Consider the following 19,592-nt stretch of genomic DNA (forward strand, 5'->3'; position numbering starts at 1 on the left):
CACGCGCTGTCCAGGAACGGGCGTCACGCAGGGGCCCGTTGTCCACAACCGCGGAGTTGTCCACAGGCCCGCACCCGGCTGTTCGAGATGGCGTACGGTGCGGCGCATGGCAAGTGTGCTCGTGGTCGAGGACGACCAGTTCGTACGCTCGGCGCTCATCCGGCACCTGACCGACGCCTCGCACGCGGTGCGCAGCGTCGGTACGGCACTGGAGGCGCTGCGCGAGGTCGCCCATGTCCGCTTCGACGTGGTGATCCTGGACCTCGGACTGCCCGACCTCGACGGGTCCGAGGCCCTGAAGATGCTGCGCGGCATCACGGACGTGCCGGTGATCGTCGCCACCGCCCGGGACGACGAGGCGGAGATCGTCCGGCTGCTCAACGCCGGAGCGGACGACTACTTGACCAAGCCCTTCTCCGTCGAGCACCTCTCCGCCCGCATGGCGGCCGTGCTGCGCCGTGCCCGCTCCGGCTCCGGGGAAGGGCAGCCCTCCCCGGTGCTCCGGGTCGGCGGCCTGACCGTCGACCCGCTGCGCCGCCAGGCCGAGTTGGACGGCGCCCGGCTCGACCTCACCCGCCGCGAGTTCGACCTGCTCGCCTTCCTGGCCCGCCGGCCCGGAGTCGTCGTCCCCCGCAAGGAACTGCTCGCCGAGGTCTGGCAGCAGTCGTACGGCGACGACCAGACCATCGACGTCCATCTGTCCTGGCTGCGGCGGAAACTGGGGGAGACGGCCGCCAGCCCGCGCTATCTGCACACCCTCAGGGGCGTCGGTGTGAAGCTCGAACCGCCGGGGGCGGAGGCGCCGCGATGAGGTGGGCGCTGGTCAAGGTGGCGCTGGCGGTGACGACCATGGTCGTGCTCGCCTTCGCGGTGCCGCTCGGACTCGTCATCCGCGAGATGGCACGGGACCGTGCCTTCTCCAACGCCGAGCGGGAGGCCGCGGCCGTCGCCCCCGCCCTGTCCATCACCACCGACCACGACCAGCTGGAGCGGGTCGTCGCCGCCGCCGGATCCGATGCCGGCCTGGCCGTGCACATACCGGCGGGCGACGGCCAGGAGGCCCTGGAACTCGGGCGGCAGCGCGCCGCCGACGAGGAGATCGCGGCCGTCCGGAAGCTGGGCCGCGCCTCCACCACCGGCGTCCCCGGCGGCTCGACGCTGCTCCAGCCGGTCGCGCTCAGCACCGGCGAGATCGCGGTCGTCGAGGTGTACGTGCCGCAGGCCGAGGTCACCAACGGCGTGGGCACGGCCTGGGCGGTGCTCGCCGGAGTCGGTGTCGCGCTCGTCCTCGGGTCGGTCGCGGTCGCCGACCGGCTGGGCGTGCGGATGGTCCGGCCCGCCAAGCGCCTGGTCGACGGGGCGCGTGAACTGGGGGAGGGCAGGCTCGGCGCCCGGGTGCCGGAGGAGGGCCCGACCGAGCTGCGGCTGGCCGCCGTCGCGTTCAACTCCATGGCCGACCAGGTCGTCCAGCTCCTGGCGAACGAGCGGGAGCTGGCGGCCGACCTCTCCCACCGGCTGCGCACGCCCCTGACCGTGCTGCGGCTCAACACCGCCTCGCTCGGCGAGGGACCGGCCGCCGACCAGACCCGGAGCGCGGTCGAGCAGCTGGAGCGCGAGGTCGACACGATCATCCGCACGGCCCGGGAGGCCAAGCCGCAGACGGCCGCGGCCGGTCCGGGAGCCGGGTGCGACGCCGCCGAGGTGGTGCGGGAACGGATGGCCTTCTGGTCGGCGCTCGCGGAGGACGAGGGCCGTACGTGGCGGGTGGCCGGGGCCGACCGGCCGGTGCGCATACCCGTGGCCCGCGCCGACCTGGCGGCCGCGCTCGACGCGCTGCTCGGCAACGTCTTCCGGCACACCCCGGAGGGCACCGCCTTCGCGGTCGACGTGCACAACGCCGAGGACGCGGTGATCGTCCTCGTCTCCGACGCGGGCCCGGGCATACCCGACCCGAAGGCGGCGATGGCGCGGGGCCGTGGCTCCGGGAGCGACGGCTCGACCGGGCTGGGCCTGGACATCGTGCGCCGGCTCGCGGAGTCGACCGGCGGGGACCTGCGCATCGGCTCCTCGGTGCTCGGCGGGACCGAGGTGCGGATCTGGATCCAGGTGGACGGCCGTGCCCCCGCGAGCCGGGGACACCGGCAGCTGCGACGCCGACGGCCCGGCAGGCCGGCCGCCGCCTTCAAGCACTCCTGACTCGTCGGGCGCACGGCACTCCTGACTCGTCGGGCGCACGGGTCGGTCACGTTTCGACAAATGCACGGAACGGCTCTTGACGCATGACCGGACATACGGCTGTTATTGCGCCACCGTGTTCGGTCAAGTTGATTTCTGGTCGATTGCGACTGGATTTCACGCCACACCCTCATGACCGAACCCTGCCCTCAGGAGCCGTTCATGCACGACCTCTCCCTCCCCGGACCCTCCCTCCCCGCCCCCGGCCGCCGCACGGTGCTGCGCGGCATAGGCGGTGCGGCCCTGCTCGGTGCGGGCATACCCCTGCTGTCCGCCTGCGGCGGCAGCGGCTCCGCCGCCGACCCGAAGACGGTCAGCCTGGGCTCCAACTCCTCGGACGCGGTGCCGAAGAAGGCGTTCGCGGAGATCTACGCGGCCTTCACGAAGAAGTCCGGGATCAAGGTCGACGTCAACACCAAGGACCACAACACCTTCCAGGAGCAGATCAACTCGTATCTGCAGGGCACGCCGGACGACGTGTTCACGTGGTTCGCGGGCTACCGGATGCAGTTCTTCGCGGCGAAGAAGCTCGCCACCCCGATCGACGACGTGTGGCAGAAGATCGGCGGGAACTTCCCCGAGGCGATGAAGAAGCTCTCCAAGGGCGAGGACGGCAAGTACTACTTCGTGCCGCTGTACACGTACCCGTGGGCGGTGTTCTACCGCAAGAGCGTCTTCGCCCAGCACGGCTACGAGGTGCCCACCACGTGGGACGACTTCGTCGCCCTGTGCAAGCGGATGCAGAAGGACGGGCTGGTGCCGATCGCCTTCGGCGACAAGGACGCCTGGCCGGCGATGGGCACCTTCGACCAGATCAACTTCCGCACCAACGGCTACGACTTCCACGTGGAGCTGATGGCGGGCAAGGCGTCCTGGACGGACGCCAAGGTGCGCAAGGTCTTCGACCACTGGACGGAGATCCTGCCCTTCCACCAGGAGGGCGCGGTGGGCCGTACCTGGCAGGACGCGGCGCAGACCCTGGTGGCGAAGAAGGCGGGCATGTACCTGCTGGGCACGTTCGTGGGCCAGCAGTTCACCGACAAGGCCGATCTGGAGGATCTGGACTTCTTCGCCTTCCCGGAGATCGACCCCGCCTTCGGACAGGACACCGTCGAGGCGCCGACCGACGGGTTCATGCTCTCCAAGGCCCCGAAGAACAAGGCGGGCGCGGTCGAGCTGCTGGAGTACCTGGGCACGCCGGAGGCCGAGGAGATCTACCTGAAGTCGGACCCGAACGTGGTGGCGGCCTCCACCAAGGCGGACACCTCCTCCTACAGCGCGCTGCAGAAGAAGGCCTACGAGATGATCTCCGGCGCGAAGAGCCTGACGCAGTTCATGGACCGTGACTCCCGGCCGGACTTCACCTCCACGGTGATGCAGCCCGCGCTGCAGAACTTCATCCGCAACCCGAAGAACATCGACAGCATCCTCTCGTCGATCGAGCGCCAGAAGAAGACGATCTTCGCCTCCTCCTGACCGGAAACGGAGAATCGACGACTCGGATCCGACATGACCGCCACCCCCGCGAAGGCTCCGGAGCCGGCCACCACGCCGGTTCCGGGGCCCGCCCCCACGTCAGAACCCGCCAAGGCGCCCCACGGGCACAAGCGGCTGCTCACCCGCCGTGACCGCATCACGCTCGGCCTGATGGCCGGGCTGCCGACGATCCTGCACGTGGCCCTCGTCTGGGTCACGGCCCTGGCCTCGATCGCCCTGGCCTTCACCACCTGGGACGGCATCGGCTTCGACTCCATCCAGTGGGTCGGCCTGCAGAACTTCAGGGAACTGTTCACCAACAACCCGCAGTTCTGGCCCGCCGTCGAGCACAACGTGATCTGGTTCGTCGTGCTCATCCTGCTGCCCACGCCGTTCGGCCTGTTCCTCGCCGTGCAGCTGGACAAGCGGATCCGCTTCAGCCGCGTCTACCAGACCGCGTTCTTCCTGCCGGTCGTGGTCTCGATGGCGGTGATCGGCTTCGTCTGGCAGCTGGTCTACAACCCGGACACAGGCCTGATCAACAGCCTCATCGGCGCCAACAAGCCCGGCCACTACATCGACTGGATCGGCGACCCGGACCTCAACCTCTGGGCGATCCTCGTCGCCGCCTCCTGGCGCCACACCGGCTACATGATGATCCTCTACCTGGCCGGCCTGAAGAGCGTCGACCCCGCCCTGCGCGAGGCCTCCGCCCTGGACGGCGCCAACGAGTGGCAGACGTTCAAGAACGTCATCTTCCCCACCCTGCGCCCGACCAACACCGTCGTCCTGGTCGTCACGATCATCGAGGCGCTGCGCGCCTTCGACCTGGTCTTCGTCTTCAACAAGGGCGCCCAGGGCACCGAACTGCTGTCGATCCTGGTGACCAACAACATCATCGGCGAGTCCAGCCGCATCGGATACGGCTCCGCGATCGCGGTCGTCCTGCTGGTGATCTCCCTCGCCGTGATCATCCCGTACCTGATCGCGACCTTCCGGAAGGAGCGGCAAGCGTGAGCACCGTGAGCGCACCGGTCAAGCAGCGCACCCCGATCCGCCCCGCCCGGATCCTGCTGCACACCTTCCTCGTCGTCACGGCCCTGGCCTGGCTCGCGCCGCTGCTGTGGGCGCTGCTCGCGGCGATGCGCCCGTACGGGGAGACCAGCGAGAAGGGCTATGTCTCCTGGCCCGACAAGCTCAGCCTCGACAACTTCACCAACGCCTTCACGCAGTCGGACATGCTGCACTACTTCGGCAACACGCTGCTCATCGCCGTGCCGGCGGTGCTGCTGACGCTGCTGCTGTCGTCGATGGTCGCCTTCTACGTCAGCCGTTTCGACTTCCGTCTCAACCTGGCGCTGCTGCTGGTCTTCACGGCCGGCAACCTGCTCCCGCAGCAGGTGATCATCACGCCGCTGTACCGGCTGTACCTGCTGATCGACCTGCCCGGCATCACCATGAGCGGCAAGCTCTACGACTCCGCGCTCGGCCTGGTGCTGATCCACGTGGCGTTCCAGTCGGGCTTCTGCGCGTTCGTGCTCAGCAACTACATGCGCTCGCTGCCGCACGAGCTGACCGAGGCCGCCCTGGTCGACGGCGCCTCGGTGTGGCGGCTGTACTGGCAGATCGTGCTGCCGCTGTGCAAGCCCGCGATGGCCGCCCTGGCCACCCTGCTCTCCATCTGGATCTACAACGACTTCTTCTGGGCCATCGTGCTGATCTCCACCGGCGAGAACATGCCGATCACCTCGGCGCTGAACAACCTCTCCGGGCAGTACTTCACCGACCCCAACCTCGTCGCCGCCGGCGCCCTGCTCACCGCGATCCCCACCCTGATCGTGTACTTCGTGCTCCAGCGGCAGTTCGTCAGCGGCCTGACCCTGGGCGCCAACAAGGGCTGACCCGCCCGCATCCGAAAGAGACCACCGTGCACCACCCCTTCACCCCCGTCGCCGCCGTGCCGGTGGACCCCCGCAAGGCCAGGGTCCACGAGGAGGGCTGGCAGTCCTGGAGCCCCAGCGGCGCCTACGCCCTCGGCGCGACGCCGTACCGCCCGACGAACGCCAACTGGGCGACCGTCTGCTACCGCCCGGGCGTCACCGTCCCCGCCGGCACCTTCCAGGGCGAGGGCCTGCTCGCGCTCGACCCCGGCGACGGCTCACCGGTCCGGCTGTGGGCGGCGGCCGAGCCGACGCGCGAGGTGCCGTCGATCCGGCTCGCCGTGCGGGACGGGGTGGCGGAGATCGGCGCGGACGGCCCGGTGAAGGAGTGGACGGGCCCGGACATCCAGTCGGTGCTGGGCGAGTGGGCCCGAGGCCTCGGACTCGACGCGCCGCGCCCGGCACCGACCGTCTGGTGCTCCTGGTACGAGTACTTCACGGCCGTCACCGAGGACGACATCCACGAGAACCTCCGCGCGATGGACACCCTCGACCTGCCCGTCGACGTCGTCCAGATCGACGACGGCTACCAGCGGGCCCTCGGCGACTGGCTCATCCTCTCCGGCCGCTTCCGCTCCCGCGCCGGAATCGCCGAGAAGATCCGCTCCCGCGGCCGCCGCGCCGGCATCTGGACGGCCCCGTTCCTCGTCGACCCGGCGAGCGACCTGGCCGCCGAGCACCCCGACTGGCTGGTCCGCGACACCGCCGGCGGCTTCGCGCACGCCGGCCGCAACTGGGGCCACGACCTGCGCGTCCTGGACACCACCCACCCCGGCGCCGCCGCGTACCTGACCGAGGTCTTCACCACCCTGCGCGCCGAGGGCTACGACTACTTCAAGGTCGACTTCCTCTACGCCGGCGCCCTGGACGGCGTACGCCACGCCGACACCGACGCGCTCACGGCCTACCGCTCCGGCATCCGCCTGATCCGCGAGGCGATCGGCGCCGACTCGTACCTCCTGGGTTGCGGGGCGCCCCTCCTGCCCTCCATCGGCCTGTTCGACGCGATGCGCGTCAGCCCGGACACGGCCCCGCACCGCCGCCCCGAGGCCGACGACTACTCCCAACCGGGCCAGGACCCGGCCGAGTTCACCGGCGCCGCCCGCCAGTGGCAGCACGGTCGCCTCTGGACCAACGATCCCGACTGCCTGATGGCCCGCCCGGCCGTCGAGACCCGCGAACGGTGGGCGGCCCACGTGGAGTCCACCGGCGGACTGATGGCCTCCAGCGACCGCCTGCTCTCCCTGGACCCGTGGGGCGTGGAGACCACGCGCCGCCTCCTCACGAAGGCGTGACCAGCGGGGCGCGGCACTCCCCTAATCGTGCCGCGCCCCGTCCCCCCTCTCCCGGTGGTCAGACCGCCGAGACCTCGGGCAGCGTCCCCGTGCGGGCCGCCCGCCCGTACCAGCGGGCGCTGGTCTTCGGCGTGCGCTCCAGCGTCGCGTAGTCCACGTACACCGCGCCGAAGCGCTTGCCGTAGCCGTACGCCCACTCGAAGTTGTCCAGCAGCGACCACAGGAAGTAGCCGCGGACGTCCGCGCCGTCGGTGATCGCGCGGCGGACCGCCGACAGGTGGCCGTGGAGGTAGGCGACGCGCTCCGGGTCGTGCACCCGGCCGTCGGAGTCGATCTTGTCGTCGTAGGCCGCGCCGTTCTCGGTGATGTACAGCGGCAGGCCCGGCGCCTCCCGGGTGTAGCGCATGATCAGCTCGTGCAGGCCGGTCGGGTCGATCGTCCAGTCCATCTCGGTGCGGTCGCCCGGCGTCTGGTGGAAGGCCACGTCGTCGGCGGCCGGCCACGGCGAGTGGTCGCTCGATCCGTGGCCGTCGGCGCGCGGCCCCTTCGCCTTCGGGTCGGCCGCCGAGACCAGCGTGGGTGTGTAGTAGTTGAGGCCCAGCGCGTCCAGCGGCTGGTTGATGAGCGCCAGGTCGCCGTCCAGGACGTGGTCCCAGTCCGTGAGGCTCGCCGTCGCCACGTACAGCGACTCCGGGTAGGCGCCGTGCAGCATCGGCCCGTGGAAGACCCCGCTGGCCAGGTCGTCGATCTTCCGGGCCGCCGCCAGGTCCGCCGGGTCCTGCGAAAGCGGCCGGACCACCGCGGAGTTGAGGCTGACCGCGACCGTATTGCGGGCCGGCATCACCGACCGCAGCGCGGACGCGCCCAGCCCGTGCGCCAGGTTCAGGTGGTGCGCGGCCCGCAGCGAGGCCGCCGGATCCGTACGCCCCGGGGCGTGCACTCCCGAGGCGTAGCCCAGGAACGCGCTGCACCACGGCTCGTTGAGCGTCATCCACTGCTCCACGCGGTCGCCCAGCGCCTCGCCGACGATCTGCGCGTACTCCGCGAAGCGGTACGCCGTGTCGCGCTCGGGCCAGCCGCCCGCGTCCTCCAGCTCCTGCGGCAGGTCCCAGTGGTAGAGGGTGACGGCCGGCTTGACGCCCTTGGACAGCAGCTCGTCCACGAGCCGGCGGTAGAAGTCCAGGCCCTTCTGGACGGCCGGGCCCCGCCCGGTCGGCTGCACCCGCGACCACGAGACGGAGAAGCGGTAGGCGCCCAGGCCCAGCTCCGCCATCAGCGCCACGTCGTCGCGGTAGCGGTGGTAGTGGTCGACAGCGATGTCACCGTGGTCGCCGCCGGCCGTCTTGCCCGGCGTATGGCTGAAGGTGTCCCAGATCGACGGCGTACGGCCGTCCTCCCGCACCGCACCCTCGATCTGGTACGCGGAGGTCGCCGCGCCCCAGAGGAAGGCGGGGGGGAAGGTCACCGGGGTGGCCGGGTTCTCGGAGTCAGGCATGGAAGCGCTCCCATTGGGGGTCGTGGAGACCGACAGGTGGAGGGGGAGGAGAGAGGGGGGAGGGGAGAGGGGGAGGAGGGGGAGGAGCAGGGGCCGGGGCGGCGCTGACCCGGCCCCCTGGACGAGCGGGCGAGGGCGTCAGCCCTTGACGGCGCCCTGCATGATGCCGCCCACGATCTGCTTGCCGAAGATCGCGAAGACCAACAGCAGCGGCAGCGTGCCCAGCAGCGCGCCCGCCATGATCAGGGACTGGTCGGGCGTGTAGCCGCGGCCGAGGCCCGCGATCGCGACCTGCACGGTCGGATTGCCCATCTGGGTCAGCACCAGGAACGGCCACATGAAGTCGTTCCAGGTCTGCACGAACGTCAGCATCCCGAGCACGGCCATCGCGGGCCGCGCGGCCGGGAACACCACGTGCCACACCACGCGCCAGCTGCTCGCGCCGTCCACCCGGGCCGCTTCGATGATCTCGTCCGGCAGTGCCTGGATCAGGTACTGCCGCATGAAGAACACACCGAACGCGCTCACCAGCGACGGGAAGATCACCGCCTGCAACTGGTCGGTCCAGTCCAGCTTCGCGACCATCATGTACAGCGGGATCACGCTCAGCTGGGGCGGCACCATCATCGTGCCGATCACGATCAGCATCAGCGCGCCGCGGCCCCGGAACCGCAGCTTGGCGAAGGCGAAACCGGCGATCGTCGACAGGAAGACGATGGTCAGCGAGGAAACCCCCGCCACGATCGTGGTGTTGAGGAACGCCTCGCCGAGGTTGGCGTCCTTCCAGGCGATCTCCAGCTTGTCGAACAGCCCCGAGCCGAACCAGAACGGCGGCGGTGTCTGCGCGAGGCGCTGGTTGTCACGCGAGGCGGCGATCGCCGTCCACACCAGCGGGAACAGCGAGACGATGGTGAACACGATCAGGATCGCGTACGCGATCGGACCGCCGTGCAGCTGCCCGCCCGCCCGGGCGGACTTCGGCAGACGGGGGCGTTTGGACTTGTTCGCGGGCGCCGCGCCGGGCGGCGGCGCGTCGGGGGGCGTCACAGTCGTCGTCACGGCCGGAACTCCTTAACTACTGGCGCGCAGCCGGCGCGAGATGACGTAGTTGACGATGCCGATGACGATCAGCATGAGGAACATCGTCCAGGCGATCGCCGAGGCCCGGCCCAGGTGCTGGGCGACCCAGCCCTGCTCGTACAGGTACAGGCCGAGCGTCTGGAACTGGTGCTCCGCGCCGCCGGACGTGCCCTTGTTGGCGTCGAACAGCAGCGGCTCGCCGAAGACCTGGCTGGCGCCGATCGTCGACACGACACAGGTGAACAGGATCGTCGGGCGCAGCGCCGGCAGCGTCACGTGGATGAACTGCTGCCAGCGGTTGGCCCCGTCCAGGGCCGCCGACTCGTACAGGTCCTGCGGGATCGCCTGCATCGCGGCGAGGTAGATCAGCGCGTTGTAGCCGGTCCAGCGCCAGATGATGATCGTCGAGACGGCGATCTGCGAGGGCCACTTGTCGTTCTGCCAGTCGACCGGGTTGATGCCGACCATGTCGAGCGCCCAGTTGATCATGCCGTAGTCACGGCCGAAGAGCAGCACGAACACCAGCGAGGCCGCGGCGATCGACGTCGCGTACGGCGCGAGCATCGCGACCCGGAAGAACGTCGAGGCCCGCAGCTTGTAGTTGAGGATGTGGGCGATGCCCATCGCCATCAGCAGCTGCGGGACGGTGGAGATGATGCCGATGGTCAGGGTGTTCTTCGCCGCGTTCCAGAAGAAGTCGTCGTCGAAGATCCGGGTGTAGTTGCGCAGCCCGACCCAGTTCATGTCGGTCGGCGCGGTCAGCTCCACCTGATGCAGCGAGGCCCATCCCGTGTAGATCAGCGGGAACAGGCCGAACGCGAGGAACAGCAGGAAGAACGGCGAGACGAAGGCGTACGGGCTCCAGCGGATGTCCCGCTGCCAGCGCCGGGACAGCCGGTCCCGGCGCCGCCGCGCCTTCTCGGCGTCGGCGTCCCCGGGCGGGCGGCCCGGGGCCGCGCCCCCCTTCGCGGGGGGCGCGGCGGTGTCGTGACGGGTGGCCATACGGGTCACTGGTCCAGCTTGTTGTCGATGGTCTTGATCGCCGAGTCCCAGGCCTCCTTGGCCGACTTGCCCTTCGTCACCAGGATCACGCCGTTGTCCGTCAGGCCCTGCATGATGATCTGATCCTTCGGGCCGATCACCTGGACCGGGGCGGCCTTGGCGGCCTCCGCGAAGATCGGGCCGATCTTCTGGTCACCGGTCATCTCGTTCGTCGCGCCGGTCACTTCGGGCATGGTGTAGGTGGACGGGGCGCTCGGGAAGCTGGCCTGCACCTTGAACAGCTTCGCCTGCTGCTCCGGCGCGGTCAGCCAGGTCACGAACTTCTGGGCTTCCTTCACGTTCTTGCCGCTCTTCGGCACGGTGAGGAAGGTGCCGCCCCAGTTGCCGCCCTTGGGCGCCTCGGCCACGGCCCACTTGCCGGCCGCGTCCGGCTTGGAGTTGCCCTTGATCGTGCCCAGCATCCACGGCGGGCAGGCGATGGTGGCGAACTTGTTGTTGGCGATCGTGGAGTTCCAGCCCGGCTGGAACTGCGTCTGCGACTGGACGAGGCCCTTCTCGGCGGCCTCGGAGGTCAGGTCGAAGGCGGCCTTGACGGCCGGGTTGGTCTTGTAGATGACCTTCCCTGAGGCGTCGTAGAACTTCTCCTTCTCGCTGCCGATGATCGCCTGGATCAGACCGCCGGGGGAGTCCATGAAGAAGGTGCCCTTGGGAGCCTTCGCCTTGTAGCGCTCACCGACGTCGACGAGCTTGGCCCAGTCGCCGGCCCACAGCTTGCCCACCTCGGCGGGGTCGGTGGGCAGGCCGGCCTGCTTGAAGAGGTCCGTTCGGTAACAGATCGCCATGGGGCCGACGTCGGTGCCGAGGCCGATGGTCCTGCCGTCCTTGGTGGTGGCCTGCTGCCACTTCCAGGGCAGCCACTTGCTCTTGTCCACGCCCGGAGCCTTCGACATGTCCTCGAGCTTGTCGGCCTGGGTGGCCGTGACCTCGGCGATGTTGGCGACTTCGACGGCCTGGACGTCCAGCAGACCGCTGTTGGTGGTCAGGTGGTTCAGCAGCGCCGGGTAGTAGTTCTCGTTCCGCTCGACGACGTTCTCGGCGATCTTGATCTTCGGGTTGAGCTTCTCGTACTCGGCGTAGAGACCGGCTTCCTTGAAGCCCATGGTGCCGAAGAGCCCCACCGAGATCGTCGTCTTGCCGCCGCTGTCGCCGTCCGAGGAGCCCGAGCCGTTGCTCTTGCCGTCGTCGGCACAGCCGGCCAGCAGCCCGGCGCCCAGCGACGCGGCGGCCGCGAGGACCATCGCCTTGCGGGCGGTTCGGATGCGTGCTCGCATGTCGTCCTCCTGTTGCCCTGACGTGCCGACCCCCCGGCCAACTGCATGGTTGGACCCGTTTTTGCTCGCTGCGGCTCGGGCGGGGAACGTGCGGGTTGTGTATGTGTCAGGTAGTGTGGGAGCGCTCCCACCAGTGATGTGTTGAAGAGTCCCCGGTAGCGGCGGGGGTGTCAAGGGACCGGGCAGCGAGATATGCGTTCAGTTATCGGGACGTTAACTGGACCCGGGTCGGACCCCGTTGCGACCCCGGTCGTCGGTATCCGGCCAGCCGGCGGCGGCCGGACCGGCTCGTCGGGCCGAAGCGGAACGCCGAGGACGGCGAGCCGCCGGGAGCGGTCACTACAGCTGACGGGCCTGTTAAATTCCAGGCCAGTCGCAGAGTGCGGGTGTGGAGGGGAAGGCGGAGCCCATGGCAAGCCACGGAGCGCGGGGCCGAAGCGGTGGCCGGCCCACCCTCGAAGAGGTGGCGGCGCGCGCCGGTGTCGGCCGCGGCACGGTCTCCCGGGTGATCAACGGTTCGCCCCGGGTCAGTGACGCGACCCGCGCGGCCGTCGAGGCGGCGGTCGCCGAGCTCGGCTACGTGCCGAACACCGCGGCCCGCGCCCTCGCCGCCAACCGCACGGACGCGATCGCGCTGGTCGTGCCCGAGCCGGAGACCCGGTTCTTCGCGGAACCGTACTTCTCGGACATGCTGAAGGGTGTCGGGGCCGCGCTGGGGGACACGGAGATGCAGCTGCTGCTGATCTTCGCGGGCAGCGACCGTGAACGCCGCCGCCTCGCCCAGTACCTGGCGGCGCACCGGGTGGACGGCGTCCTGCTGGTGTCGGTGCACGCCGACGACCCGCTGCCGGACCTCCTCGCCCAGCTGGAGATCCCGGCGGTGATCAGTGGTCCGCGATCGTCGGCGGAGACGCTGCCGTCGGTCGACTCGGACAACTACGGCGGTGCCCGGCAGGCCGTGGAACACCTGCTGTCCCGGGGCCGCCGCCGGATAGCCCACATCACCGGCCGCCTCGACGTGTACGGCGCCCAGCGCCGCATCGACGGCTACCGCGAGGCCCTGATCGACGCGGGCCTCGGGGCGGACGAGGCGCTGATCGAGCCGGGCGACTTCACGGAGGAGGGCGGCCACCGCGCCATGGCGGCGCTGCTGGAGCGCGACCCGGGCCTGGACGCGGTCTTCGCCGCCTCCGACGTCACCGCGGCCGGTGCCCGCCAGGCGCTGCGCGAGGCGGGGCGCCGCATCCCCGACGACGTGGCGCTCGTCGGCTACGACGACTCGGCCATCGCCCGCCACATGGAGCCGCCCCTCACCAGCGTGCGCCAGCCCATAGAGGAGATGGGCCGCCGGATGATCGACCTCCTCCTCACGGAGGTCGCCGACCGCCGCCCCCTCGCGTCCCGCGGGCTGGAGCGCCGGCAGATGGTCCTGGCGACGGAGCTGGTGTCCCGGTCGTCCTCGTGATGGGCCGGCCTCTGGACGGGTACCGCCCGGGCCCGTCCCTCATGGAGGTGGCGGTCGTGGAAGGGGCCACGCGCCCCGACCCGGGCGAACGGTTCACACGGGTGGGTGAGGTGGCGGCGGCGCGGCGGTGCCCGGTGCGCTGAGGGCCGGGTGGCGGCGCAGGGCATCCAGGCCGTCGGGCACGAACTCCCAGGTGTGGACGGCCTCGCGAAACTCCCGCTCGTCGAGCCAGCCGTGCCAGGCGATCTCGGAGGGGTCGGGGGTCAGAGGCCCGGTGACGACGGCCTCGTGCACCCCGAGCCAGTAGGGGCTGATCGCCCCGCGGCACAGGAACGTCAGGACGCGCCGCACCGGCACCCGCACGCCCAGCTCCTCGGCCAGTTCCCGCGCCGCCGCCTCCTCGTACGACTCGCCGACTCCGACGCCGCCGCCGAACAGCCAGTCGTACCGCCCTGGAAACCGGGACACATGGTCCGGCCTCCGGTACACCAGCACGCGCCCCCGGGCGTCACGGCAGACGGTTGTCGCGACCCTGTGCAGCCAGCCGTTGCGGATCGCTTCGTCCCGGTCGACCACCCCGATCACCCGGTCCTGTTCGTCGACCCGCTCCACCGGCTCACCCATGACCGTCACGATCCCACGGGCGTACGAACGGACGCGCTCAGCTCTCGCCGGTGCCGGTCGCCGGACGAGGCAGACGAACGCGGTCGTGACCAGGGCGGCCATGTACGCGATGAACACCTGGCCGGCGCCTTCCAGGCCGATCGGTTCGGTCAGCAGGCCGACGCCGATCGCCGGCACGGAGATGCCCGTGCAGGCCACCACGAACAGGGTCGAGATCACCGCCGCGCGCCGGTGCCCGGGGGACGCCGGCCCCTGCCCGCACCCGCCGACGAGCGCGCTGGCGACCACCAGCGACATCAGCTCCCATCGCAGCGGGCCCGCGAGCAGCGCGAGTCCGGCGAGGAGCCCGGCGCAGCCGAGGGGGAGCGACCGCCGCACCCCGACCCGGCCGACGGCCAGTTGCCCGGCGGTCGACGCGAAGAACGCCAGCGCGACGACCAGCCGCTCACGGCGTGGTCGTCCACGCCCAGGGACTCCGCGAGGAATTCCGGGCTGACCGAGGTGAACACCCCGAACAGGGTGAACCCGACGAATGAGGCGGAGGTCGCGGGGCCGAACACGGCCCGCACCCGCGGGGGCAGGGCGGGCCGCTGCGGCCGTACGGTGCGCAGCGGCCGCCGCTCCGGCACGGTCTCCGCGAGCCGCAGCAGCACGGCTGCCGAGGCGGCGACGAGGAGGAGGTGGGTGACGAAGGGGAGGTGAGCGGCCAGGGCCGTACTGCGCGAGGACGCCGGAGAGCGGGGGACCGCAACCCAGTCCGCCCATGGTGGCGGCCGTCGCCACGAACGTGGCCCGGGAGACGCCGCCGCCCGGCGCGAGCTCCCTCACGTACGCCGTGGCCGCGCCGGTGAACTGTCCGGCGGACAGCCCCGACAGCAGCCGCCCGGCGTACAGCCGGCCGAGCCCGGTGGCGCCGACGGCAGGCGCGTCACCTGTCGCTCGCGTGAGCCTGCCGCATTGCTGCCTTTCAGTCCTGCGGTGCGACGCGGATACGGTTCCCGTCAGGATCGGCTGCGAGGAAGGTCAGCCCGAACCCCGCATCATGAGGCTCGCGCAGGATCGTAACCCCCTTGGACTTCCACTGCTCAAAGGTCGCCTTGAGCTCGTCGGGTCCACCGTCGATGGCCAGGCAGACCTCACTGGTGCGCGGAACGTCCGGTGACAGATTCTCGAACTGGCCAGACCACAGACCGAGGTCAGCGCCTGGCCCGAGGTCGAAGGTGATGTATCCCGGAGTCTCGAACGAAGGGCTCATGCCGAGGAGGTCACCATAGAAACGAGCTGCGGCGGGAGCGTCGTTCACGTAGACGATGGACACGACGGATGTGAGCATGGTTGTTCCTTCTCGCAGGTGGCAGGTACGCATCCACCAGCCTGACCGGGATATGCGCCGCATCGTGTCGCAATTCCTGAAAAAATTGGTCGGTGACCCCAGACCGCTTCTTCACCCTGATGCTGCTCCTCACATCGAGGGATGCCGCGACCACACAGGAACTCGCCTCAGCGCTCGGGGTGTCCCTGCGAACCATCACCCGGGATCTGAACTGGCTCCGCGACGCCGGTCTGCCGGTGACCGCACACCGGGGCCGCCTCGGAGGCGTGACCATGCTGCCCGGCTCCGGACTCGACCTCACGCGACTCACACCGGGCGAGCGTGAACATCTGTCGCTCACCGGGCTGGACGAGAAACAACGTGCGGAGCTCAACACGTCGGTCGAAAGCCGGCGCGCGCTCTCCAAGATCGCCGCCGTACAGCCACGTCGAGTTGATGAACTCCTGCCGCTCACCGACGTCGTGCACGTGGACAGCCGTCCCTGGCGTCAGGCACAAGCTCCCAGCACGACTCCGGCTTCACTGATCGGCCCAGTGCGGCGAGGTCGCCGGCTACGGATCGAGTACGACAGCCCACGTGAGTCATGCCCACGCGACCTGGTGGTGGATCCCTACGGGCTGTTCGCCAAGGCCGGCGTCTGGTACCTCGTCGCCGACTGTGGCCGAGTGCCACGGATGTACCGACTCGAACGGATCACGACGTGGAAAGAAGTCGACCAGCCACGACGGATCCGCGAGGGCCAGACCCTGGCCACCGTCGCCGCAGCGCTCATTGATCAGTGGGAACACGACCACGCGATAGAGGTCAGCGCCACCATCGACCAGACCCAGATCGAGCGAGCGCAACGGATCTTCGGCCTACGACTCGTCCCGGACGACCATGAAGAATCCGCCACCGGCCGCAAGGTAACAATCCGCTTCCTGCACTTGGAGGACGTGCGAGCACTACTGCCGTTCGGGAGCGCCATCACTGTGCACGGCCCCACCGAAGCCAGGGCTCACCTCCGCGACCTCGCCACTCATCTTGCCCACCACTATGCGCCGTCACCAACGTCCTGACCCGTGCGGCTTCGAGCGATTCGAATGATCGTTTTCCGCTGTCCGGACAGCGGGGCAGGTGGTTCCCGTCGTGTTCCCATGACCTCGGGCATGACGAAGGGCTGACCTGTGTTACCAGGCCAGCCCTTGATCATTCAGGGTGAGTGACGGGACTCGAACCCGCGGCATCCTGGACCACAACCAGGTGCTCTACCAGCTGAGCTACACCCACCATGACCGGCTTGGAGATCAGTGATGTCCCCGACCGGCCGAGAAAAAGTGTACAGGGTCCGAAGGGGTGCTCGCGCACGGCTTTCGCGGCGCCCCTCGACGGGCCCCCGTCCCGCCTACTCGGCAGGCAGGACGTGCTTCGCGGCGATCGCCTTCGCGGTGTCCGAGTCGGGCCCGGGCTGCGGGACGAAGAGGGCCTCGCGGTAGTAGCGCAGCTCGGCGATGGATTCGCGGATGTCGGCGAGCGCGCGGTGGTTGCCGTTCTTCTGCGGGCTGTTGAAGTAGGCCCGGGGGTACCAGCGGCGGGCCAGCTCCTTGATCGACGACACGTCGACGATCCGGTAGTGGAGGTAGTCCTCCAGGGTCGGCATGTCACGCAGCAGGAAGCCGCGGTCCGTGCCGACGGAGTTGCCGCACAGCGGGGCCTTGCCCGGCTCCTTGACGAACTCCCTCACGTACGTCAGGACCTGCTCCTCGGCGTCCTTCAGCGTCGTGCCGTTCTCCAGTTCGGCGAGGAGTCCGGACGCGGTGTGCATCTGACGCACCACCTCCGGCATCGTCTCCAGCGCCCGCTCCGGCGGCCGGATGACGATGTCCACGCCGTCGCCGAGCACGTTCAGCTCGGAGTCGGTGACGAGGGCGGCCACCTCGATGAGCGCGTCGTCCGACAGCGAGAGGCCGGTCATCTCGCAGTCGATCCACACCATGCGATCGTTCATGTGTCTAACCTTACGGCGTCGCTCCGCGGGTCGGCCGTGTGTGCGGATGCGGTTGTTCGCCCTCGCCGGACGGGCCAGAGGCGGCCGAGCGCCGCTGTCGGCCGCTGGTGTCGTGCCCGAACGCCGGGCGGACCGAGTGGTCAGGTCGGTCCGCCCGGCGGTTCGAGGTCACGTCATGTTCCGCTGCGCTGTCCCGGCAGGCTCGCCGACAGGGCCGGGGACGGCCCGGCCGCGCTCGCCGCCGCCGCACGGCGGGACTGGAGCGGGACGGGGTGCTCAGGGTGCAGCGGGGCCGGCGCCTGGCCGGGATGCCCCGGGTGGCCGCTGTGACCCAGGTGGCCCGACGCGCCGCCGGAGCCGGGGCCGCCCTGGCCACCGTCGGTGTCCTGCGGCCGCTCGCCCTGCGGGCGCCGGGCGCGGTACGCCGCCCGGTACGCGGCCGGGGACGAGCCGAGCTGACGGCGGAAGTGGCCGCGCAGAGCCACCGGTGAGCGGAAGCCGCAGCGGCCCGCCACCTCGTCCACCGAATAGTCCGATGTCTCCAGCAGGCGCTGCGCCTGGAGCACCCGCTGCGTGATCAGCCACTGCAGCGGAGCGCTCCCGGTCAGCGAGCGGAAGCGGCGGTCGAACGTACGCCGGCTCATGTACGCGCGTGCCGCCAGCGTCTCCACGTCGAACTGTTCGTGGAGGTGCTCCAGCGCCCAGGCGACGACCTCGGCGAGCGGGTCGGCGCCGATCTCCTCGGGTAAAGACCTGTCGAGGTAGCGCTCCTGCCCGCCGGACCGGCGCGGCGGGACCACCAGGCGGCGGGCCAGGGCTCCGGCCGCCTCGTTGCCGTGGTCCGTCCGCACGATGTGGAGACAGAGATCGATTCCGGCCGCCGTGCCCGCCGATGTGAGCACGTCGCCGTCGTCCACGAAGAGTTCCCGTGGATCGACGTGCACCGACGGATAGCGCTTGGCCAGTGTCGGCGCGTACATCCAGTGTGTCGTCGCGGGGCGGCCGTCCAGCAGGCCCGCCGCCGCGAGGACGAAGGCGCCGGTGCACAGCCCGACGATGCGGGCGCCCTCCTCGTGGGCGCGGCGCAGCGCGTCGAGCGCCTCGTCCGGTGGCGGAGAAGTGATCGAACGCCAGGCCGGTACGACGACCGTGCCCGCGCGCGAGATCGCTTCCAGGCCATGCGGTGCGCTGAGTTCCAGGCCCCCTGTGGTCCGCAGTGGGCCGTCCTCACCGCCGCACACCAGCAGTCGGTAGCGCGGTACGCCGGCGTCCTGGCGGTCGATCCCGAACACCGACAACGGTATGGAACTCTCGAAGATGGGGCCGCCGCTGAACAGCAGCACCGCGACGATCTCCTTGCGGCGTCGCCCGGAAAGCTTCCGGGCCGCGGCTTCCGGCGCGGCAGTGGAGTCGTGGCTCATACTGCTAAGCCCCCCTCGGTGGTCGCGGCTCCTCGGTTGTGTCGCTCCTGCACGTTTCCCCTCGGTCCTGCACGAGTCCCCCGCCGTAGACAGTCAAGATCGAATCTACTGTGTCGCGTCACGCCGAAGTGGCCGGTTCGGCACTCGGCACATTGTCGACTTGGCAACTTGGCGTGAAGCATTCGATCACGAAGCGTTGCACTCGTGGGGCGTGCAGGGAAGTGCGCCTTGTCGCAGTGGCCAATCCACGTAGGGTGCGCAGACCCCCTGAGGCCCTTTCCGTGCAGGTCGAACGGGGGTTGGGGGGTGGTTCCGCAGGGTGATGCACAGGTGCGAGAAGTTGGCTGAAAAGCAGCGTGCGTGTGCGCGGAAACCGGTCAGCCGACCGGTGTATCTCCGCCGGTGTGTCGTCCGCCACGGTGCGACCCCGTTCCGGTGCGGTGGTGCCTGCCCCGGTGGGGCGCCCGGTCCTCGGCCGCGAGGCGGACCGCGCCGCGCTCGGACTGGCGCAGCAGGACCCGGCAGGCGGCCGTGACGGCGGCGAGCCCGAGGGCCGTGCCCGCGGCGCCGGCGAGGGAGGTGCCGTAGCCGAGGAGCACGACCGGGACGAGCAGGCAGCTGAAGGCCGCCCAGCGGACCACGTCCGTCGCGGTGTCCCGCGGCGGCGGGGTCGCGCGGTCCGCCTCCGGGGCGGGGCGAGGTCCGGACATGCGTGCTCCCTGTGGCGTGACTCACGGGGTTCAACGCGTGGCCGGGACGTCGGTCACTGGCCGACCGGATCACCCCCACGGGTAAGTGAATCCTGTGCAAACCGCCTGTACAGCGCAGCAACCATTGCGTTACGGGCGTCGCCTCGTGCATGCTCCCTGGAACCCGCACGCACGGCGGGCGGGATCTGGGCTAAGGAG

17 protein-coding genes, 1 tRNA gene and 1 pseudogene are annotated in these 19,592 nt (G+C 70.2%); 8 read left to right on the top strand and 11 right to left on the bottom strand.

Annotated features, from left to right (window positions below; all coding sequences use genetic code 11):
- The first annotated feature begins 106 nt into the window (after positions 1-106).
- The 6 genes from ACSUPV_RS25740 to ACSUPV_RS25765 all read left to right on the top strand — a co-directional run bounded on the left by ACSUPV_RS25740 (position 107) and on the right by ACSUPV_RS25765 (position 6,946).
- Positions 107-811 carry a response regulator transcription factor gene (locus ACSUPV_RS25740; protein WP_031114284.1) on the top strand — a complete coding sequence of 235 codons (705 nt, stop codon included), beginning with the start codon at positions 107-109 and terminating at the stop codon, positions 809-811.
- Positions 808-2,196, top strand: coding sequence for a sensor histidine kinase (locus ACSUPV_RS25745; RefSeq protein WP_436948638.1), 1,389 nt, complete (start codon positions 808-810; stop codon positions 2,194-2,196). The genes ACSUPV_RS25740 and ACSUPV_RS25745 overlap by 4 nt, the downstream gene beginning before the upstream one ends.
- 201 nt (positions 2,197-2,397) lie before the next feature.
- Complete coding sequence (locus ACSUPV_RS25750; protein ID WP_359790050.1) at positions 2,398-3,711, top strand: ABC transporter substrate-binding protein; 1,314 nt, start codon at positions 2,398-2,400, stop codon at positions 3,709-3,711.
- Positions 3,712-3,744: 33 nt separating this feature from the next.
- Positions 3,745-4,728, top strand: coding sequence for a carbohydrate ABC transporter permease (locus ACSUPV_RS25755; RefSeq protein WP_031114281.1), 984 nt, complete (start codon positions 3,745-3,747; stop codon positions 4,726-4,728).
- Complete coding sequence (locus ACSUPV_RS25760) at positions 4,725-5,612, top strand: carbohydrate ABC transporter permease (protein WP_031114279.1); 888 nt, start codon at positions 4,725-4,727, stop codon at positions 5,610-5,612. The genes ACSUPV_RS25755 and ACSUPV_RS25760 overlap by 4 nt, the downstream gene beginning before the upstream one ends.
- Before the next feature lie 26 nt (positions 5,613-5,638).
- Positions 5,639-6,946, top strand: a complete 1,308-nt coding sequence (locus tag ACSUPV_RS25765) for a glycoside hydrolase family 36 protein (protein WP_436948639.1) — start codon at positions 5,639-5,641, stop codon at positions 6,944-6,946.
- 58 nt (positions 6,947-7,004) lie between these two features.
- Here the strand turns inward: ACSUPV_RS25765 and ACSUPV_RS25770 are convergent, their stop codons facing one another.
- From ACSUPV_RS25770 to ACSUPV_RS25785, 4 genes are all read right to left on the bottom strand, one after another.
- Complete coding sequence (locus ACSUPV_RS25770; protein WP_031114276.1) at positions 7,005-8,441, bottom strand: GH1 family beta-glucosidase; 1,437 nt, start codon at positions 8,439-8,441, stop codon at positions 7,005-7,007.
- A 138-nt stretch (positions 8,442-8,579) separates the two neighbouring features.
- A complete protein-coding gene (locus ACSUPV_RS25775) occupies positions 8,580-9,500 on the bottom strand; it encodes a carbohydrate ABC transporter permease (RefSeq protein WP_031114275.1) in 921 nt (306 codons plus the stop codon).
- 12 nt (positions 9,501-9,512) lie between these two features.
- Complete coding sequence (locus ACSUPV_RS25780; protein ID WP_436948640.1) at positions 9,513-10,523, bottom strand: carbohydrate ABC transporter permease; 1,011 nt, start codon at positions 10,521-10,523, stop codon at positions 9,513-9,515.
- 5 nt (positions 10,524-10,528) lie between these two features.
- A complete protein-coding gene (locus ACSUPV_RS25785) occupies positions 10,529-11,854 on the bottom strand; it encodes an ABC transporter substrate-binding protein (protein ID WP_031114272.1) in 1,326 nt (441 codons plus the stop codon).
- Between the two features lie 409 nt (positions 11,855-12,263).
- Between ACSUPV_RS25785 and ACSUPV_RS25790 the strand changes: the two genes are divergently transcribed.
- On the top strand, positions 12,264-13,319 hold the full coding sequence (locus ACSUPV_RS25790; RefSeq protein ID WP_031114271.1) for a LacI family DNA-binding transcriptional regulator: 1,056 nt from the start codon (positions 12,264-12,266) through the stop codon (positions 13,317-13,319).
- A gap of 93 nt (positions 13,320-13,412) precedes the next feature.
- On the opposite strand, the gene ACSUPV_RS25795 is transcribed toward ACSUPV_RS25790, so the two are convergent.
- From ACSUPV_RS25795 to ACSUPV_RS25805, 3 genes and pseudogenes are all read right to left on the bottom strand, one after another.
- Positions 13,413-13,943 carry an NUDIX hydrolase gene (locus ACSUPV_RS25795; protein ID WP_382609895.1) on the bottom strand — a complete coding sequence of 177 codons (531 nt, stop codon included), beginning with the start codon at positions 13,941-13,943 and terminating at the stop codon, positions 13,413-13,415.
- 39 nt (positions 13,944-13,982) lie between these two features.
- Positions 13,983-14,855 (bottom strand): annotated as a pseudogene (locus ACSUPV_RS25800) (MFS transporter); the annotation flags it as partial.
- A 55-nt stretch (positions 14,856-14,910) separates the two neighbouring features.
- The gene (locus tag ACSUPV_RS25805; protein ID WP_436948641.1) at positions 14,911-15,276 is read right to left on the bottom strand and encodes a VOC family protein; all 366 of its coding nucleotides are present in this window, start codon (positions 15,274-15,276) and stop codon (positions 14,911-14,913) included.
- Between the two features lie 92 nt (positions 15,277-15,368).
- Here ACSUPV_RS25805 and ACSUPV_RS25810 point away from each other — a divergent pair, with 92 nt between their 5' ends.
- A complete protein-coding gene (locus ACSUPV_RS25810; protein WP_436948642.1) occupies positions 15,369-16,334 on the top strand; it encodes a helix-turn-helix transcriptional regulator in 966 nt (321 codons plus the stop codon).
- A gap of 138 nt (positions 16,335-16,472) precedes the next feature.
- Here the strand turns inward: ACSUPV_RS25810 and ACSUPV_RS25815 are convergent.
- From ACSUPV_RS25815 to ACSUPV_RS25830, 4 genes are all read right to left on the bottom strand, one after another.
- Positions 16,473-16,545: transfer RNA gene (locus tag ACSUPV_RS25815), tRNA-His, on the bottom strand.
- 115 nt (positions 16,546-16,660) lie between these two features.
- A complete protein-coding gene (gene orn, locus ACSUPV_RS25820) occupies positions 16,661-17,263 on the bottom strand; it encodes an oligoribonuclease (RefSeq protein ID WP_031114254.1) in 603 nt (200 codons plus the stop codon).
- Positions 17,264-17,436: 173 nt separating this feature from the next.
- On the bottom strand, positions 17,437-18,684 hold the full coding sequence (locus tag ACSUPV_RS25825) for a helix-turn-helix domain-containing protein (RefSeq protein ID WP_031114253.1): 1,248 nt from the start codon (positions 18,682-18,684) through the stop codon (positions 17,437-17,439).
- Between the two features lie 377 nt (positions 18,685-19,061).
- Positions 19,062-19,394, bottom strand: coding sequence for a hypothetical protein (locus tag ACSUPV_RS25830; RefSeq protein ID WP_031114251.1), 333 nt, complete (start codon positions 19,392-19,394; stop codon positions 19,062-19,064).
- Between the last annotated feature and the right edge of the window lie 198 nt (positions 19,395-19,592).

The organism is Streptomyces sp. SudanB52_2052 (assembly GCF_964272415.1).
Taxonomy (GTDB): domain Bacteria; phylum Actinomycetota; class Actinomycetes; order Streptomycetales; family Streptomycetaceae; genus Streptomyces; species Streptomyces olindensis.

Bases quoted from the DNA above. Each gene is read 5' to 3' on its own strand.
- ACSUPV_RS25740 (WP_031114284.1), top strand. From the start codon at position 107: ATGGCAAGTGTGCTCGTGGTCGAGGACGACCAGTTCGTACGCTCGGCG.
- ACSUPV_RS25745 (WP_436948638.1), top strand. From the start codon at position 808: ATGAGGTGGGCGCTGGTCAAGGTGGCGCTGGCGGTGACGACCATGGTC.
- ACSUPV_RS25750 (WP_359790050.1), top strand. From the start codon at position 2,398: ATGCACGACCTCTCCCTCCCCGGACCCTCCCTCCCCGCCCCCGGCCGC.
- ACSUPV_RS25755 (WP_031114281.1), top strand. From the start codon at position 3,745: ATGACCGCCACCCCCGCGAAGGCTCCGGAGCCGGCCACCACGCCGGTT.
- ACSUPV_RS25770 (WP_031114276.1), bottom strand. From the start codon at position 8,441: ATGCCTGACTCCGAGAACCCGGCCACCCCGGTGACCTTCCCCCCCGCC.
- ACSUPV_RS25780 (WP_436948640.1), bottom strand. From the start codon at position 10,523: ATGGCCACCCGTCACGACACCGCCGCGCCCCCCGCGAAGGGGGGCGCG.
- ACSUPV_RS25785 (WP_031114272.1), bottom strand. From the start codon at position 11,854: ATGCGAGCACGCATCCGAACCGCCCGCAAGGCGATGGTCCTCGCGGCC.
- ACSUPV_RS25790 (WP_031114271.1), top strand. From the start codon at position 12,264: ATGGCAAGCCACGGAGCGCGGGGCCGAAGCGGTGGCCGGCCCACCCTC.
- ACSUPV_RS25795 (WP_382609895.1), bottom strand. From the start codon at position 13,943: ATGGGTGAGCCGGTGGAGCGGGTCGACGAACAGGACCGGGTGATCGGG.
- ACSUPV_RS25805 (WP_436948641.1), bottom strand. From the start codon at position 15,276: ATGCTCACATCCGTCGTGTCCATCGTCTACGTGAACGACGCTCCCGCC.
- orn (WP_031114254.1), bottom strand. From the start codon at position 17,263: ATGAACGATCGCATGGTGTGGATCGACTGCGAGATGACCGGCCTCTCG.
- ACSUPV_RS25825 (WP_031114253.1), bottom strand. From the start codon at position 18,684: ATGAGCCACGACTCCACTGCCGCGCCGGAAGCCGCGGCCCGGAAGCTT.
- ACSUPV_RS25830 (WP_031114251.1), bottom strand. From the start codon at position 19,394: ATGTCCGGACCTCGCCCCGCCCCGGAGGCGGACCGCGCGACCCCGCCG.